12 protein-coding genes are annotated in these 17,341 nt (G+C 72.0%); 9 read left to right on the top strand and 3 right to left on the bottom strand.

Translation table 11 applies throughout. The features are described 5' to 3' along the window. Positions 1 to 141: 141 nt before the first annotated feature. From NOD94_RS07025 to NOD94_RS07000, 6 genes are all read left to right on the top strand, one after another. Complete coding sequence (locus tag NOD94_RS07025) at positions 142 to 2,073, top strand: glycogen debranching N-terminal domain-containing protein (protein WP_281204893.1); 1,932 nt, start codon at positions 142 to 144, stop codon at positions 2,071 to 2,073. A gap of 291 nt (positions 2,074 to 2,364) precedes the next feature. Next, complete coding sequence (locus NOD94_RS07020) at positions 2,365 to 3,111, top strand: NUDIX domain-containing protein (RefSeq protein WP_281204852.1); 747 nt, start codon at positions 2,365 to 2,367, stop codon at positions 3,109 to 3,111. A gap of 122 nt (positions 3,112 to 3,233) precedes the next feature. Then, a complete protein-coding gene (locus NOD94_RS07015) occupies positions 3,234 to 5,606 on the top strand; it encodes an ATP-binding cassette domain-containing protein (RefSeq protein ID WP_281204851.1) in 2,373 nt (790 codons plus the stop codon). A 147-nt stretch (positions 5,607 to 5,753) separates the two neighbouring features. Then, positions 5,754 to 6,695 carry a FadR/GntR family transcriptional regulator gene (locus tag NOD94_RS07010; RefSeq protein WP_281204850.1) on the top strand — a complete coding sequence of 314 codons (942 nt, stop codon included), beginning with the start codon at positions 5,754 to 5,756 and terminating at the stop codon, positions 6,693 to 6,695. 368 nt (positions 6,696 to 7,063) lie between these two features. Next, positions 7,064 to 8,635, top strand: a complete 1,572-nt coding sequence (locus NOD94_RS07005) for an RNA polymerase sigma factor (protein WP_281204849.1) — start codon at positions 7,064 to 7,066, stop codon at positions 8,633 to 8,635. Between the two features lie 143 nt (positions 8,636 to 8,778). After that, positions 8,779 to 9,633, top strand: a complete 855-nt coding sequence (locus NOD94_RS07000; protein WP_281204848.1) for a serine protease — start codon at positions 8,779 to 8,781, stop codon at positions 9,631 to 9,633. A gap of 202 nt (positions 9,634 to 9,835) precedes the next feature. Here NOD94_RS07000 and NOD94_RS06995 read toward each other — a convergent pair whose 3' ends face one another. Beyond that, positions 9,836 to 10,072 (bottom strand): hypothetical protein, encoded by a 237-nt coding sequence (locus NOD94_RS06995; protein ID WP_266573543.1) that lies wholly within the window; start codon positions 10,070 to 10,072, stop codon positions 9,836 to 9,838. Between the two features lie 447 nt (positions 10,073 to 10,519). Between NOD94_RS06995 and NOD94_RS06990 the strand changes: the two genes are divergently transcribed. The 3 genes from NOD94_RS06990 (at position 10,520) to NOD94_RS06980 (ending at position 14,867) form a co-directional block, all read left to right on the top strand. Continuing rightward, positions 10,520 to 12,640, top strand: coding sequence for a DNA topoisomerase IV subunit B (locus NOD94_RS06990; protein WP_281204847.1), 2,121 nt, complete (start codon positions 10,520 to 10,522; stop codon positions 12,638 to 12,640). Between the two features lie 152 nt (positions 12,641 to 12,792). Further along, positions 12,793 to 13,278, top strand: a complete 486-nt coding sequence (locus NOD94_RS06985) for a DUF485 domain-containing protein (protein ID WP_281204846.1) — start codon at positions 12,793 to 12,795, stop codon at positions 13,276 to 13,278. After that, complete coding sequence (locus tag NOD94_RS06980; RefSeq protein ID WP_281204845.1) at positions 13,275 to 14,867, top strand: cation acetate symporter; 1,593 nt, start codon at positions 13,275 to 13,277, stop codon at positions 14,865 to 14,867. Before NOD94_RS06985 ends, NOD94_RS06980 begins: the two co-directional genes overlap by 4 nt. A gap of 24 nt (positions 14,868 to 14,891) precedes the next feature. Here the strand turns inward: NOD94_RS06980 and NOD94_RS06975 are convergent, their stop codons facing one another. Both NOD94_RS06975 and NOD94_RS06970 read right to left on the bottom strand, forming a co-directional pair. Beyond that, positions 14,892 to 15,575 (bottom strand): response regulator, encoded by a 684-nt coding sequence (locus NOD94_RS06975; protein WP_281204892.1) that lies wholly within the window; start codon positions 15,573 to 15,575, stop codon positions 14,892 to 14,894. An 11-nt stretch (positions 15,576 to 15,586) separates the two neighbouring features. Next, entirely contained in the window at positions 15,587 to 17,203 is a 1,617-nt protein-coding gene (locus NOD94_RS06970) for an ATP-binding protein (RefSeq protein ID WP_281204844.1), read from the bottom strand. Between the last annotated feature and the right edge of the window lie 138 nt (positions 17,204 to 17,341).

Here is a 17,341-nt window from a genome sequence, read left to right as displayed (position 1 = left end):
GGGGACGCACCCCCGGGCACGACGGGAGCCGGGGACGACCCGGGCGGCACCGGCGGGCGCCCCGGCGCCGTGGAGGAGCCGGGGCGCGGTCCCGGCCGGTCGGCACCAGGACCTGGGGTACCCGCCGCACGCCGAGCCGATCTGCCCCCCGTGCACGCAGCCGTCATCTGCGTGTCCGCACCGTGCCTGGCCATCTCCCCGGAGCACGGCCAGCTCACCGGGCGGGGCATCGACGGGATCTACCGCGCCGGGCGCCGGTTGCTGTCCCGCTGCGTGCTCCGCGTCGCAGGCCGCGACCCGGTAGCCGTCCAAGGACGCAGCATCGGCGCGGATCGGGCCGCCTTCACCGCCACCGTCCGCACCGGCTTCGAGGCCGGGCCCGACCCCGATGTCGGCGTGGAGCGCGTCCGGCACGCCGACGGCACGGAGCGGATCACCCTGCGCAGCTTCGCCTCCCGCCCGATGCGACTCACCGTGGAGCTCTTCCTCGGCACCGACCTGGCCGAACTGGCCACGGTGGCCGCGGGTGGACCGGGCCCCGAACTGCCCGCGGCCGTCCACGCCGCCGGACTGCGCTGGAGCGCCGGCGAGGCCCAGGCCGTCACCACCGCCGAACCCGCCCCCGACGACGCCCTCGCCTCCGCCGGACTCCTGCGCTGGCAACTGGAACTGGCGCCGGGACAGTCCCGTGCCATCGGGCTGCGGACCACGCACGACCGCACCGGTAGGGCGCCCGCGGGACAGGTCGCGAACCCGCTCTCCGCAGCCCGCGCCGAAGGTGACGACCCGAGGGCCGACGCCTGGTTCCGGACCAGCCTCGACGACCTCGGCGCACTGCTCCTCAGAGCCCCCGGGTCACCCGGCGACGCCTTCGCGGCGGCAGGAGTGCCGTGGAGGCTCGGACTCGCCCCGGCGGAGTCACTCTGGGCCGCGCGGATGGCGCTGCCGCTCGGCACCGGACTGGCCGCCGCCACACTGCGGACGCTCGCCCGGAGCCAAACCGCGGGCGGTGGCCCCGACGCGGGGAAGATCCCCGGACCACTGCGCGCCGCCGGACCGCAACTGCCGCCGGGATGCACCGGTACGGAGGCCACCCTCGGGTTCCCCTCGCTCCTGGCCGAGGCACGCCGATGGGGGCTCCCCGAGGAGGAAGTGGCCCGCCTGCTCCCCGCCGCGGAACGCTGCCTGGACTGGCTGCGCGGAGCCTTCGGGAAGGACGGCTTCCTGGCCGACCCCGAACCGGGGCCCCGACGCGTCGAAACCCAGTCCCACGCACACCGGGCCGCGCTGCTCGGCGCCGACCTGCTCGACGCCTGCGGTCGGCCCGGTGCCGCGGAATGGCGGGAACGGGCAGCCGAGCTGAGGACGAGATTCCGGGCGGGATTCTGGGTCGACGGACCGGACGGGGGCCGCCCCGCCGCGGCCCTGCATCCCGACGGACGGCCCCTGCCCCGGCTCACCGGCGCAGTCGCTCACCTGCTGGACACCGGGCTGCTGGGCGGCGGCAGACTCGCCCCCGGTCTGCTGGATCCCGTACGTACCGAACACCTGGCCCGCCTCCTCGGAGCGCCCGCGATGGATTCCGGTTGGGGACTGAGGAGCATGGCCACCCGGGAGCCGGGCCACAACCCCTTCGGCCACCGGTCGGGCGCCGTCAGGGCCCACGAAACGGCCGTCGCCGTCGCGGGCCTCGTCCAGGCGGGCTTCGAGAAGGAAGCCGCCGGCCTGCTCCGCGGCCTTCTGGACGCGGCGGAAACCTTCGGCTACCGCCTGCCGGAGATGTACGCCGCGGAGCAGCGGACCGCCGGCAGCGCCCCGCTTCCCCATCCGGCCGCCTGCAGGCCCGCCGCGGTGGCCGCCGCCGCCGGGATCCACGCGCTGACGGCCCTCGCCGGGATCCGACCCGACGCCCCGGCCGCGACGGTCGCGGTGGCCCCGCCGGCAGGGGCCCCGCTCGGCGCCCTGCGCCTCTCGGGGTTGCGCGTCGCCGGAGAGCCGTTCACCGTGCGGATCAGCAGGCTCGGCGTGGGCATGGTGGAGGAGGCCGCCGATGTGCTCCAACTGGGTGGATAGATCGGGCCCGCCCGGTTCCACCGGTTCGGCGGTGCCCGGAGCGCGCGGTCACCGACGCGGCCACCGCTACGACCGCCATCGACGCTCCGGCACCCGTCTGCGCTGCGTCCCACGGTGGCCCGCACCGGATCCCGCCGGCTCGGATCGCCGATGGGTCGGAGCCGCGGCGAGGGCCCTGCGACGGTTCCACCCGGTCGACGTGATCGGCAAGGTGGCGGCTGGGTTTCAGATCACGGTCTCCAGGATCACCAAAGCCCTGTTTATCGTCAGGCAGACGACTATGATCGCGGCATGTCGCCCTACGACCCGTCGGCCTATCCGCCCTTCGCCGTCACCGTCGACCTGGTCGTGCTCACCGTACGGCGCCACGCGCTCTGCGCGCTCGTGGTGCGGCGCGGGGAGCAGCCGTTCCAGGGCCGCTGGGCACTGCCCGGCGGCTTCGTCAGAGGGGACGAGGACCTGGCGGGTGCCGCGGCCCGGGAACTCTCCGAGGAGACCGGGCTGTGCGCCCACGATCCGACGGCCCCCGACGCGGGAAACGGGGCGCACCTCGAACAACTCGCCACCTACGGCGATCCCCGGCGGGACCCCCGGATGCGGGTGGTCAGCGTGGCCCACCTGGTCCTGGCCCCGGACCTGCCCGCCCCCCGTGCCGGAGGCGATGCAAACAGCGCCCGCTGGGCACCGGTCGACGAACTCCTGGAGGCGCCCGCCGAGGCGTCCGCCGGACTCGCCTTCGACCACACGACGATCCTCGCCGACGGCGTGGAACGAGCCCGCTCGAAGATCGAATACTCCTCCCTCGCAACGGCCTTCTGCCCGCCCGAGTTCACCGTCGGCGAGCTGCGCCGGGTTTACGAGGCGGTGTGGGGTGTGGCCCTCGACCCACGCAACTTCCACCGCAAGGTCACCGGGACCCCAGGGTTCCTGGTGCCCGCCGGGGGAACGACGACCCGTCAGGGCGGCCGGCCCGCCCAACTGTTCCGGGCCGGCGGGGCCACCCTCCTCAACCCCCCGATGCTGCGCCCCGAGGTCTGAGCCACCCGCTGCGACACCGGCCCCACCGCGGACCGGCTACGCAGAAAATCGGACATATCGCGTTATCTTGCTTGCGGTATTCACACTGCCGCAGAGCGGTCTCACCCCCCGCGAGAGAAGCGATGCTCCAGGCCATTGGACTCACCAGCACACCCCGTCGGAAACTCCCGCCCCTCGTGGACGGCCTCAGCTTCGAGGCCCGCCCCGGGTGCGTGACCGCCCTGCTCGGCGATCCGGGCTCGGGCAGGACCACCGCCCTGCGGCTCATGCTCGAACTCGAACCCGGTCGGGGCATCACGTACTTCCGAGGGCGCCCCCTTCATCGGATCCCGCATCCCGGTCGAGAGGTCGGCGTGCTCCTCGGCGACGTACCCGGCCATCCGGCGCGGACCGTCCGCAACCAGCTGCGCATGCTGTGCGCCGCTGCCGGAGTGCCCGCCTCCCGCGCCGACACGATGATGGAGGTCGTCGGCATCGGGGGCCTGCGCGACGAGCGGCTCGGATCGCTCTCCCTCGGCATGGACCGCAGGGTCGGGCTGGCCGCCGCCCTGCTCGCCGATCCCTGCACCCTCCTCCTCGACGAGCCCGGTGCCGGACTCTCCGCGAAGGAACGCGCCTGGCTGCACGGGCTGCTGCGCGGCCACGCCTCCCTCGGCGGCGCGGTGCTGTTCACCACCGACGACGCCAAGGAAGCGGCCGGCAACGCAGACCGGGTCGTCTCCATCGCGTCGGGCCGGCTCGTCGCCGACCAGGATGCCGTGGACTTCGCCCGCACCCGATTGCGGCCGCGCGTCGCGGTGCGCACCCCGCACGCGGCGAGGCTGGCCGACGTGCTGACCCGCGAGGCGCGGGCGGCCCAACGCGCTGTGGAGATCGTCGAGGAGAGCGGCAGCCGCCTGTCGGTGTACGGCAGCAACTGCGCGGAGATCGGCGAGGCGGCCTTCCGGCACGGCGTCCTGGTCCACCAGCTCGCCGACGAGACGGGTCAGACCGGCGACATCGGCGGCGTGGGCGACGGCATCGGGGGCCCGGGTGACGCCGTGGCACCGGTCCCGCCCGTCCCGCAGGCCCGCACCCGTGCCGGCGCCCAGTTTCGTTCCGACCACCGCTCGGAACTCCGCTCCGAGCCCGGCTCGGAGACATGCTCCGAGGTACGTGCGGCTGTCCGCTCCGAGGTCCCCCTCGAAGTCGGCGCCCGAATCCGCGCCGGAACGGGTTTCGAGGCGCCCATGGGTGCGACCCGGGCCGACGCGCGGCCCGATGAGGGGTCCGGCGGCCAGGCCGCTCCCCGCTCGGCGTCCCACGCGGGCCCGCGCCACGACAACGGCCCCGGTTCCGGCGCGGACAGCCGTCCGGAGGGTGTCGCCGGCGCCCCTGCCGACGCCGGCCCGGCACCTGACGTCACCGTTGCCGGCGCCATGCGTTCCGCAGCCGACCGCCCCGTAACGGCGAGTTCCCGAGTGGCCGCCGATGCCGCGCGCCCCGATGCGGCGCGTCGAGATGCCGCACGTCACGAACTGCCGCGTGCCGAAGCCGCGCGGCTGGATGCGCTGCCGCCGGAGTCCGCACGTTCGGCCGCCCCGCGTTTCGAACCGCCGAGGTCCGAACCGCCGAGTTCCGGAGCGACGCGCCTCGGGGCCGGACACCGGGAGGCCGGGAGCCCGGGAGCCGCACGCCCCCGTTACGCGGACCCCGGACGGGCCACCTCCGGAGTGCGCCGCGTCGGTGGGCCGCTGCGTCCGCTGCGCTACGAACTGCGTCGGATCTTCGGCACCACGGCGCCCCTGCTGACGGCGGCCCTCGTCGCCGTCACCTCCGCGCTCATCTCCCTCGTGCTCGCCCGGGCGGGCCACACCCCGCAGAACCGCCTCCTCGCCGCCTGGCCCGAGTTGTTCCCGCTGCCCCCCGCCGCGCTCGGCGCGGGACTGCTCGGCGCCCTCGCCTTCGGCGAGGAATACCGCTACCCCGCGCTCGCCGCGGACCGCGGCACCGTGCCTCGCCGCATGGGACTGCTCACCGCCAAACTCGGGGTCTGCGGCGCCCTCGCGCTGCTGCTCGGCGCCCTCGCGGTCGTCGCCGACGCGGCGGCCCTTCGCCTCGTCTTCGGCACGGCGCCCCTGCGCCCGCCCGCGGAGTGGATCTCCCCGGCCGCGAGTTGGGCCGGGCTCCTCGTCGGCTGCGCGTGGGCGGGAGTGCTCGCCTCCGGCGCGTTCAGGTCCGCCACCGCGGGCCTCGCCGCGGTGCTCGCCGTACCGGTGATGGTCGTACCGCTGGTGCGCAAGGTCCTGGAGGGGCCGTCCGCGTACCCGGTGAGTGGACTCGGCTCCCGGCTCCGGAACCTGTCCTGGGGGCAGTGGCCACCCGAGGCCGACCGGCTCGTCCTGGGCGCGCTGCGGTTGATGGCCCAACCCATCGGCACCGCACTGGTGTTGTCGTTGATGGTCCTGTTGTGCGCCTATGGGTTCACAGGACTGCGTGCCCGAGTCCGTTGGTGACCGTTCGAGTGCGGGAGACGACGCCCCGAGGACCACGGAAGACCGGATCATTCGAAATCACGTGAAGCGGATCACAACTCCCCGCGAAAGGCCCGGTTCTTTACGATAAGTCGTCAATTGCGTAGGTGGCACCGATCACCCTTTCGTGTGCTTTTCACCAAAGACCTCAAGGGTGAAGGAGGCACGACCGACAAAGGATTCGTGAGTACCCTTGCGCACACCATGATGACCGCCGCCCGCCATGCCGACACCGGCCTCGCCGGCTCGGGCGAACTCGACCGCTACCCCTACGCGGAGACCTCCGGGTCCGACCGGGTCGGACCTCCCCACTGGGACGGCGCCGACGTCGAGTTGAGCCGTGTCGGCCGCCGCGCCGCCGGTAGCCGTGGCCGCGGCCTGCACGGCCAACTCGTCCAGCAGCTGGGCCAGATGATCGTTTCCGGTGACCTCGGCGCCGACCGCCCGCTGGTTCCCGAGGAGATCGGCCAGCGTTTCGAGGTCTCCCGCACCGTCGTCCGGGAGTCCCTGCGGGTCCTGGAGGCCAAGGGCCTCGTCAGCGCCCGTCCGAACGTGGGCACCCGGGTCCGCCCCGTCGCCGACTGGAACCTCCTCGACCCGGACATCATCGAATGGCGCGCCTTCGGGCCCCAGCGGGACGACCAGCGCCGCGAGCTGGGCGAGCTCCGCCTGACGATCGAGCCGCTCGCCGCCCGCCTCGCCGCCGGCCACGGTCGCCCCGACGTCCAGCAGCGCCTCGCCGACATGGTCGAGATCATGGGCCACGCCCTCGGCCAGGGGGATGTGATCACCTTCGGCCGCGCCGACCACGAGTTCCACTCCCTGCTGATCCAGGTCGCCGGCAACCGCATGCTGGAACACCTCTCCGGCATCGTCTCCGCGGCCCTCCAGGTTTCCGGCAGCCCCGTCACCGCCTGCGACCGCCCGAGCGAGACCTGCGTGGCGCACCACGCGCGGATGGTCGAGGCCCTCGCCGCCGGTGACTCCATGGGAGCCGAGAACGCCATGCGCCAGCTCCTGACGGTGCATCCGGAGGTCGAGCGCGTGGTTCCCGCCCCGCGCGAGCACTGACGCGCCGACGCGCGGGGGCGCGGGGGCGCGGGGGTGCAGCACCGGTCGCCGGGCCCGTTTCGGGTCCGGCGACACCGGCGTCCGGGGGTCGTTCGCAGCCCCCGGGCGCGTTTGTGTGACCGTACGAACGGTGTCGGACCGGTCTTGGTGTGACCCTGGCCACCAAGATGGGGCGTAACGCTCCGCGACGTCACGCGATGACGTAAGAGGTGATGGCCGACGGAGGGAAGACAGCAGCCCTTGGGGATGCTGTGCAGCTCCCCGGCCCCTGCCCGCGCCCCCGGCCCATCCCCAGTCGGTGGTCGTCGGCTCCGGTCCAGCACCAGGCCGGGGTCGGAAGCCGTTTCCATCGTTCCGAGAGGTTGTTCGTGTCGGCCAGCACATCCCGTACGCTCCCGTCGGAGATCGCCGATTCCGAGTCTGTGATGGCGCTCATCGAGCGAGGCAAGGCCGAGGGGCAGATCGCCGGCGATGACGTGCGTCGGGCCTTCGAGGCTGACCAGATTCCTGCGACCCAGTGGAAGAATGTTCTGCGCAGCCTCAACCAGATCCTCGAGGAAGAGGGTGTGACGCTGATGGTCAGTGCCGCGGAGTCGCCCAAGCGCACGGTCCGCAAGAGCGTCGCGGCCAAGAGCCCCGCGAAGCGGACCGCGACCAAGACCGTCGCGTCGACGACGACGGCCCGCACCGTGGCCGACGAGGCCGGACCGGCCGAGGCGGTGGCGACGGACCCCTCCGCCGACGCGGTCGCCGCCGATCCCGGAACCGAACCCGTCGCGAAGAAGACCGCGGCGAGGAAGACGGCTGCCAAGAAGGCCGCGCCCGCGAAGAAGACCGCGGCCAAGAAGACGGCGGCGAAGAAGACCGCGGGCAAGAAGGACTCCGACGAGGGCGACGGGGAGACCACCGAGGAGGGGCCCGAAGCCGCGAAGGGCGAGGCGGACGAGGAGGAGGAGAGCGGGGAGAACAAGGGCTTCGTCATCTCCGACGACGAGGACGACGCCCCCGCCCAGCAGGTCGTCGTCGCCGGCGCCACCGCGGACCCCGTCAAGGACTACCTCAAGCAGATCGGCAAGGTACCCCTCCTCAACGCCGAGCAGGAGGTCGAGCTGGCCAAGCGCATCGAGGCCGGCCTCTTCGCCGAGGACAAGCTGGCGAACTCCGACAAGCTCGCGCCCAAGCTCAAGCGCGAGCTGGAGATCATCGCCGAGGACGGCCGCCGCGCCAAGAACCACCTGCTGGAGGCCAACCTCCGTCTCGTGGTCTCCCTGGCCAAGCGCTACACCGGCCGCGGCATGCTCTTCCTGGACCTGATCCAGGAGGGCAACCTGGGTCTGATCCGCGCGGTGGAGAAGTTCGACTACACCAAGGGCTACAAGTTCTCCACGTACGCCACGTGGTGGATCAGGCAGGCGATCACCCGCGCCATGGCCGACCAGGCCCGCACCATCCGCATCCCGGTGCACATGGTCGAAGTGATCAACAAGCTCGCCCGCGTGCAGCGCCAGATGCTCCAGGACCTGGGCCGCGAGCCCACCCCGGAGGAGCTGGCCAAGGAACTCGACATGACCCCCGAGAAGGTCATCGAGGTCCAGAAGTACGGCCGCGAGCCGATCTCCCTGCACACCCCGCTCGGCGAGGACGGCGACAGCGAGTTCGGCGACCTGATCGAGGACTCCGAGGCCGTCGTTCCGGCCGACGCCGTGAGCTTCACGCTCCTGCAGGAGCAGCTGCACTCCGTCCTCGACACGCTGAGCGAGCGCGAGGCCGGTGTGGTCTCGATGCGCTTCGGCCTCACCGACGGCCAGCCGAAGACCCTCGACGAGATCGGCAAGGTCTACGGCGTCACCCGCGAGCGCATCCGGCAGATCGAGTCCAAGACCATGTCGAAGCTGCGGCACCCCTCCCGCTCCCAGGTGCTGCGCGACTACCTGGACTGACCGGTTCGTGGCGGGAACCCCTCGGGACCGGTCCGGTGTCGGACCGGTCCCGAGGGGCGTACGCCGGTGTCCGCGCGGGTGCGCACGGCCACCGGGCACACCACTCTGGGTGGAGTCATACACACTCGGAGTCAGGAGGCCTCATGCGTCGTCCCTTTGCCCGCGCCCTGGCGGGTGCGCTGACGCTGGTGACGGGAGCGGCCGCAGGGCCGCTCACCCAGGCGCCCCGGGCGGCCGCGGACAGCGTGGTCATAGGCGGGAAGCCCGTGACCTCGGGCGACAACCCCTGGGTGGTGGCCCTCGCCAGTCGTGACCGGTTCGGGGGTACCCGTGACGGACAGTTCTGCGGGGGAGTCGTCGTCGCCCCCACCACGGTCGTGACGGCCGCCCACTGCCTGGGCAGCCAGGTGCTGGGCGGCCCCGTCGAAGCCGTCGCCGACTTCCGGGTGATCACCGGGCGCACGGAGCTGCGCGCGGCCGACGGCCGGGAGATCGCGGTGCGCGCGGCCCGGGTCAACCCGGACTACGACCCGGCGAGCAACGCGGGGGACCTGGCCGTCCTGGAACTGGCCGAGGCCGTACCCGCCGACCACGTGCTCCCCATGGCCGGCGCGGGCGACGCCGCCTACGCCCCCGGGACCGAGGCGACCGTGTACGGCTGGGGCGACACGAGCGGGTTCGGCGACTACGCGTACGGGCTGCGGGCGGCGCCGGTCACCGTGCTGGACGACGACACCTGCCGGCGGGCGTACCCCGGGGACCGGGACGGCCAGTACCGGGCCGACTCCATGGTGTGCGCGGGCGACCCCGACGGTGGCAAGGACGCCTGCCAGGGGGACAGCGGCGGTCCGCTGGTGGCCCGCGGACGCCTCATCGGCCTGGTGTCCTGGGGGCGCGGCTGCGGGCGGGCGGACAGCCCCGGCGTCTACACCCGGGTCGCCCCGTTGGTCGCGTTCGTGAGCGGCCCGCAGAGGGGCGCACGCTCCGGCGCGGTGTGAGGACACCCCGGGGGTGCCGGGACGGCCTACAGGCGCCACTCACGGCCCCCTGGCGGGGTGTGTGGGGCGAGGGGAGCGTCCGGAGGTCGGAAAGGACGGCCCGGACATGAGGACGGCCCGCGTCCCTGGGTCTCAGGGATGCGGGCCGTCGACCGGCCTGGGCCGGTCCTTGCTCGTCGGATGCGAGGTGCAGGCCTAAGTGTCAGCGGTCCTCGGTGTCGGCGGCAGCGGCCGCCGGAGCGGACGTAAGCCGCTCGGTCTCATCCTGTATTTCCGCGGCGATCTTCTTGAGTTCCGGCTCGAACTTGCGCCCGTGGTGGGCGCAGAAGAGCAGTTCACCACCGCTCAGGAGGACGACGCGCAGATATGCCTGGGCGCCGCAGCGGTCGCATCGGTCAGCGGCCGTCAGCGGGGTCGCGGGTGTCAGAACAGTAGTCACGTCGCCTCTTCTCTAGCTCGACGAGCTGTCGTACCAGGGTCAACATCCAACCAGGCCGAAAACGTTCCCGCTCGCGGCTTTTCCTCGAAACTTCCTTCCGAAGCTGGCCGGCTGTTGCCGGTTGGCGGCGAAGGAGCCGTATTGCGTTGCTTTACGGTTTCGCGTTGTCAGTCGTTCGCTTGTAGCAGTTCCCGTCCTCCCCGGCACGAGCGCCGGTTGTTCATGAGGACGTGCCCGAACACTAAATGGTTCATGCCTCGAAGGGAACGTGATGTTTGCTTCACCCTCCCGGGGGATCGAACACCCGTGCGGATCTGCACTAGGCTGAGGAACGCGAGAGGGTGGCGTTGCATCGGCTCTACCAGGCCTCGGTACCCTCGGACAGGCACCCGTGCCATCCCTGCGCCCGACCGGGCCAGAAAAGAAATTCAGCGAGGAGCGAACTGCGTGACCGCCGACACGTCCGTGCCTTCCAGCGCGCTGCTGTCCGGAGCAGACCGGGACGGTTCCAACTACACCGCGCGGCACCTGCTCGTCCTCGAAGGCCTTGAGGCCGTTCGCAAGCGCCCCGGGATGTATATCGGCTCCACCGACAGTCGAGGCCTGATGCACTGCCTCTGGGAGATCATCGACAATTCCGTCGATGAGGCCCTGGGCGGGTACTGCGACCACATCGAGGTGATCCTCCACGAGGACGCCTCGGTCGAGGTCCGGGACAACGGCCGCGGCATCCCCGTCGACGTGGAGCCCAAGACCGGCCTCTCCGGGGTCGAGGTCGTCATGACCAAGCTGCACGCCGGCGGCAAGTTCGGCGGCGGGTCGTACGCGGCCTCCGGCGGCCTGCACGGCGTCGGTGCCTCCGTCGTCAACGCCCTGTCGGCCCGCCTCGACGTCGAGGTCGACCGGAGCAGCTCGACGCACGCGATCAGCTTCCGTCGCGGCGTCCCCGGCATGTTCACCGAGCAGGGTCCCGACGGCCCCTTCGACCCCGACCACGCCCTGCGGAAGGTCAAGCGGATCGCCAAGGGCAAGACCGGAACCCGCGTCCGCTACTGGGCCGACCGCCAGATCTTCCTCAAGGACGCCCGGCTCAACCTGGAGACGCTCTACCAGCGCGCCCGCCAGACCGCCTTCCTCGTGCCCGGCCTGACCCTCGTCGTCCGCGACGAGCGCGCCCTGGAAGGTGCGGGCAAGACCGAGGAGACCTTCCGCTTCGACGGGGGCATCAGCGAGTTCTGCGAGTACCTGGCCCAGGACAAGGGCGTGTGCGACGTGCTGCGCCTGACCGGCACGGGCACCTTCAAGGAGACCGTCCCGGTCCTCGACGACCGCGGTCACATGACCCCGACCGAGGTCACCCGCGAACTGGGCGTCGACATCGCCCTGCGCTGGGGCACGGGCTACGAGACCAACGTCAAGTCCTTCGTCAACATCATCGCCACCCCCAAGGGCGGCACCCACGTCTCCGGCTTCGAGCGCTCGGTCGCCAAGACCGTGAACGAGGTCCTGCGCTCGGCGAAGCTGCTGCGCGTCGCAGAGGACGACGTGGTCAAGGACGACGCGATGGAGGGCATGACCGCCGTCGTCACCGTCCGCCTCGCCGAGCCGCAGTTCGAGGGCCAGACCAAGGAGGTGCTCGGCACCTCGGCGGCCACCCGGATCGTCGCCGCCGTCGTGGCCAAGGAGCTCAAGACCTTCCTGACCTCCACCAAGCGCGACGACAAGCAGCAGGCGCGCTCCGTGATGGAGAAGATCGTCGCGGCCGCCCGGACCCGGATCGCGGCCCGTCAGCACAAGGAGGCGCAGCGCCGCAAGACCGCGCTGGAGTCCTCCTCGCTGCCGGCCAAGCTGGCCGACTGCCGCAGTGACGACGTGGACCGCAGCGAGCTCTTCATCGTCGAGGGGGACTCGGCCCTCGGTACGGCCAAGCTCGCCCGGAACTCGGAGTTCCAGGCGCTGCTGCCCATCCGGGGCAAGATCCTCAACGTCCAGAAGTCGTCGGTCTCGGACATGCTCAAGAACGCCGAGTGCGGCGCGATCATCCAGGTCATAGGAGCCGGCTCGGGCCGCACCTTCGACCTCGACGCCGCCCGCTACGGCAAGATCGTCCTGCTCGTCGACGCCGATGTGGACGGCGCGCACATCCGCTGCCTGCTGCTCACGCTCTTCCAGCGGTACATGCGGCCGATGGTCGAGGCGGGCCGGGTGTTCGCGGCCGTGCCGCCGCTGCACCGGATCGAGCTCGTCCAGCCGAAGCGAGGCCAGGACAAGTACGTCTACACGTACTCGGACAACGAGCTGCGCCAGACCCTCCTGGAGTACCAGCGCAAGAACATCCGGTACAAGGACTCCATCCAGCGCTACAAGGGCCTCGGTGAGATGGACGCCGACCAGCTCGCGGAGACCACCATGGACCCCCGCTTCCGTACGCTGCGCCGGATCAACATCGGTGACCTGGACGGCGCTGAGCAGGTCTTCGACCTGCTCATGGGCAACGAGGTGGCTCCGCGCAAGGAGTTCATCACCAGCTCGGCGGCGACCCTGGACCGTTCGCGCATCGACGCCTGACGGGCGGACACCCTTCGGCGCCACGGCACACCGGTGCTCTTCACTCCATCACCTGAAGGAGTGAAGAGCACCGGGACACCAGTCCGGAAAGCGTTCATTCCGCACATCCTTGTGGGCACGCGGCCAATGCGGCAGCGGACAAGGAGAGTTCGGTGGACAAGCACGATGGTCGCGATGCCGGAACGATCCGGCTGGACGACCCCTGGTACGACGCGCTCGCCGTGGGTTGGGGCGAGGTCGAGGAAACGGTCCCTCCACGCGAGGTCCCCGGGGGCCGGCCCGCGCCCGGCGCATCCGACATCTACCTGGAAGTGCAGCGCAGCGCCGCCTTCCAGGAGGTCCGCAGCCGCTACCGGAGGTTCGTCGTCCCGGCGACCGTCGGCTTCTTCCTCTGGTACGTCGCCTATGTGATCGCGGCGACGATGGCACCCGACCTGATGGCCCGACCGGTGGCGGGCGCGGTCAACGTGGCCCTGGTCGCGGGCCTCGGCCAGTTCCTCAGCACCTTCCTGCTGACCTGGGCCTACGCCCGGCACGCCCGACTGCGGCGGGACCGGGCCGCGCTCGACCTGCGGTGGACGGTCTTCGAGCAGGAACGCGACCAGGAGCGGAACCGGGCCCGGAGGGAGGTCCGGTGACGACCGAACACCAGACCCTGGCGCTGATCCTGTTCAGCCTGTTCATCGCCGTCACCCTGGGCATCACCACCTGGGTCAGCCGCAACCGGCACGGCTCCGCCGAGGAGTTCTACGCCGGCGGGCGGCTGTTCTCCCCTCTGGAGAACGGTTTCGCCATCGCCGGCGACTACATGTCCGCCGCGTCGTTCCTGGGCATCTCCGGGCTGATCGCCCTCTTCGGTTACGACGGCCTTCTGTACTCGGTCGGCTTCCTCGTCGCCTGGCTCGTGGTCCTCTTCCTGGTCGCCGAACTGGTGCGCAACTGCGGGCGCTTCACCCTGGCCGACGTGGTCGCGGCACGTATGGCCGAGCGGCCCGTACGGATCGCCGCCGGAACCTCCTCGGTCGTGGTCTCGGTGCTGTACCTGATCGCCCAGATGGTCGGCGCGGGCAGCCTGGTGGGTCTGCTGCTCGGGGATTCCGGGCCCGGGGCCAGGACCCTGACCGTGATCGGGGTCGGTGCGCTGATGGTGGTCTACGTGACCTTCGGAGGCATGCGGGCCACCACCTGGATCCAGATCGTGAAGGCCGTGCTGCTGATGGGTGGTGCCGTCACCCTGACGGTCCTCGTCCTGCTGCGCTTCCACGGGAACTTCGACCAGTTGCTCACGACCGCCGCCGACCGCAGCGGGCACGGGAGCCGCTTCCTGAGTCCCGGCCTGAAGTACGGCGCCGACTGGACCTCCCGCTTCGACTTCATGAGCCTGGGCCTCGCCCTGGTCCTCGGGACGGCGGGCCTGCCACACATCCTGTCGCGCTTCTACACCGTCCCCACCGCGCGGGCCGCCCGCCGGTCGGTGGTGTGGGCGATCGGCCTGATCGGCGGCTTCTACCTGATGACCATCGTGCTCGGCTTCGGCGCGGCCGCGCTCGTGGGGCCCGACGCGGTGCGGGCCTCGAACGCCTCGGGGAACACGGCCGTACCGCTGCTGGCCGCCTTCCTCGGCGGGGGCGCCGGGTCCACCGGAGGCGCCGTGCTGTTCGCGTTCGTGGCCGCCATCGCCTTCGCGACCATCCTCGCCGTGGTCGCCGGGATCACCCTGGCCTCGTCGGCGTCCGTCGCGCACGACCTGTACGCCTCGCTCAAGCGCCGGCACGCCAGGCAGCGCAGCGAGGTGGCGGTGGCGCGGCTGGCGGCGGTCGGGATCGGCGCGGTGGCCATCGGCCTGGGTCTGCTCGCCCAGAACCTGAACGTCGCCTTCCTGGTGGGGCTCGCCTTCGCGGTGGCCGCCTCGGCGAACCTGCCGGTGCTCCTGTACTCGCTCTTCTGGCGCGGGTTCACCACGCGGGGGGCCGTCTGGTCGGTGTACGGGGGTCTGGTTCCCTCGGTCCTACTGGTGGCGCTGTCGCCGGTGGTCTCGGGAAGCCCCGAATCCCTCTTCCCCGGCGTGGACTTCCAGTACTTCCCGCTGCAGAACCCGGGGATCGTCTCGATCCCGCTGGGCTTCCTGGCGGGCTGGTTGGGCACGGTGACCTCCGGTGAGGAGCCGGACGAGCGCAAGCACGCCCAGACGGAGGTCCGCTCCCTGACGGGGGCCGGGGCGGTGTGAGCCCCCGCCGGGCCCCCGATCCGGTCAGACCCCGCCGGGCGGCCGCCAGGCGTAGCGGTGTTCCGGGCGGCCGGTCTCGCCGTAGCGCAGGGCGAGGGTGACGCGGCCGGCGCGGTCGAGGAGCTTCAGGTAGCGCTGGGCGGTCTGGCGGCTGATCCCGGCCCGGTCGGCGACCTGCTGGGTGGACAGGGGGCCTTCGGCGGCGCGCAGGACCTGGCGGACCAGTTCCGCCGTGGTGGGGGAGTGGCCCTTGGGCAGTTCGTTGGGGGTACCGGCGGCGGCGAGCGCGCCGAAGATCCGGTCCACCTCGGCCTGTTCGGCCTCGCCGCCACCGGCCAGGGAGCGGTGGAGGGTGGCGTAGGCCTCCAACTTGCCGCGCAGGCCGGCGAAGGTGAAGGGCTTGACCAGGTACTGGAGGGCGCCGAGGCGCATGGCCGCCCGGACGGTGGTCAGGTCACGGGCCGCGGTGACCATGATCACGTCGGTGTGGTGGCCGAGCTGGCGCAGGCGGCGGACCAGGTCGAGCCCGTTCTCGTCCGGGAGGTAGTGGTCGAGGAGGACCAGGTCCACCGGGTGGGCGGTGAGGAACTCCAGTGCCTCGGCGGCCGAATGGACCTGGGCGGCGACCCGGAACCCGGGAACCTTCGTCACGTACGCGGCGTTGATCAGGGCAACACGCACGTCGTCGTCGACGACCAATACGTGCATCGGGGTCTCGTTCACCGCAGGGCCTCCGGGAGTACGACGGAGAACTCCGCCCCTCCGTCCGCTGCTTCACCGGCCCGAGCACTGCCGCCCTGCCGCTCCGCGAGGCGGCGTACGAGGGCGAGGCCCAGACCGCGCTCGCGGTGGGCGCGGGGCTGCTTCGTCGACCAGCCCTCCGTGAAGACCTCCTCGCGGTGTCCGGCGGGAACGCCCGGTCCGCTGTCGCGCACCCGCAGTACGGCGGTACGGCCGTCGGCGCGGATGTCGACCTCAACCAGTGGCGCGGCAGATCCCGCCGCCGCGTCCAGGGCGTTGTCGACCAGGTTGCCGAGGATGGTGACGAGGCCGCCGGGATCCACCAGACGGTCGGGGAGCAGGGCCGTCGGGGCGAGCCGGAGCGGAACGCCCCGCTCGGCCGCGACCGTCGCCTTGCCCACCAGCAGGGCTGCCAGCAGTGGGTCGTGGACCCGCTCGGTCACCTGCTCGGCCGTGGTGCGGTGCACGCCCACCACCTCGGTCACGAACTCGACGGCTTCCTCGTGCAGGCCCAGTTCGAGCAGGCCGAGCAGGGTGTGCAGGCGGTTGGCGTGCTCGTGGTCCTGCGCGCGCAGGGCGTCGATCAGGCCCTTGGTGGAGTCGAGTTCGCGGCCGAGGTGTTCCAGTTCGGTGCGGTCGCGCAGGGTGGCGACGGCGCCGCCGTCCGAGGTCGGCATCCGGTTGGCGACCAGGACCCGGGGGCCCTGCACGGCGAGGAGGTCGCGGCCGGTGACGCGGCCGGACAGGACGTCGGTGGTGCGGCCGGCGCCGAGGACCTCGTCGAGGGGGAGGCCGGCGAGGGTGTGTGCGGTGTCCGGGGTGAGGCCCAGCAGCCGGGCGGCCTCGTCGTTCACCAGCCTGATCCGGCCCTTGCCGTCTAGGGCGATGACGCCCTCCCGGATGGAGTGCAGCATCGCCTCGCGCTCCGCGAGGAGGCCGGCGATGTCGGAGAAGGCCAGGTCCCTGGTCTGGCGGTGGATCCTGCGGGACAGCAGGTAGGCGGCGAGCGCACCGGCCGCCAGGGCGCCGCCGGCGTAGGCGAGGAGGCCGGGGATGGCTCCGACCAGCCGGTCGCGGACGTTGTCGTAGGCGATGCCGACCGAGACCGCTCCGACGATCTCCCCGTCGGCGGCGAGGAGCGGCACCTTGCCCCGGGCGGAGCGCCCCAGGGTGCCCTCGTCGATCTCCATCACCTCACGGCCGGCGAGCGCGTCGGCGGGGTCGGTGGACACGGGCAGGCCGATGCGGTCGGTGCTCGGATGGGAGCGGCGGATGCCGTTCAGGTCGAGGACGACCACGTACTCGGCTCCGGTCGCCCGGCGGATCCGTTCTGCCGCGGCCTGGACCGGGGTGTCCGCCGCCGGGCCCGATACCAGGAGGTCGGCGGCCAGCGACGGGTCCGCCGCGGCGCTCTGGGCGATGGCCAGGGCGCGGCGCATGGCCTGGTCGTCCAGCTGTGCGCTCAGCGGTGCCAGGAACAGTCCGGTGGCCAGCGCGAGGACCCCGGCCGCGAGGGCCAGCTGGGTCAGCAGGATCTGGGAGACGGCCCGTCTGGGCAGCCCGAGGCGCCGAGCGCTGGTGGGGATGAACCGCATGACTAGCACCGTAGGTCGCCTTCGGCCTCAGCGGAATTCCCTCGTCCACGCAAATCGCTTGCGTTATTTACGCCCAGCTTGCGCAAGTGATGCGAGCCGGAAGTGCGGTCAGAGGTGTGGACGGTTGAGCAGGGCTCT

The sequence above is a fragment of the Streptomyces sp. Isolate_45 genome (assembly GCF_024721315.2).
In the GTDB taxonomy this organism is placed as follows: domain Bacteria; phylum Actinomycetota; class Actinomycetes; order Streptomycetales; family Streptomycetaceae; genus Streptomyces.
This window is presented reverse-complemented; position numbering and strand designations above follow the sequence as displayed.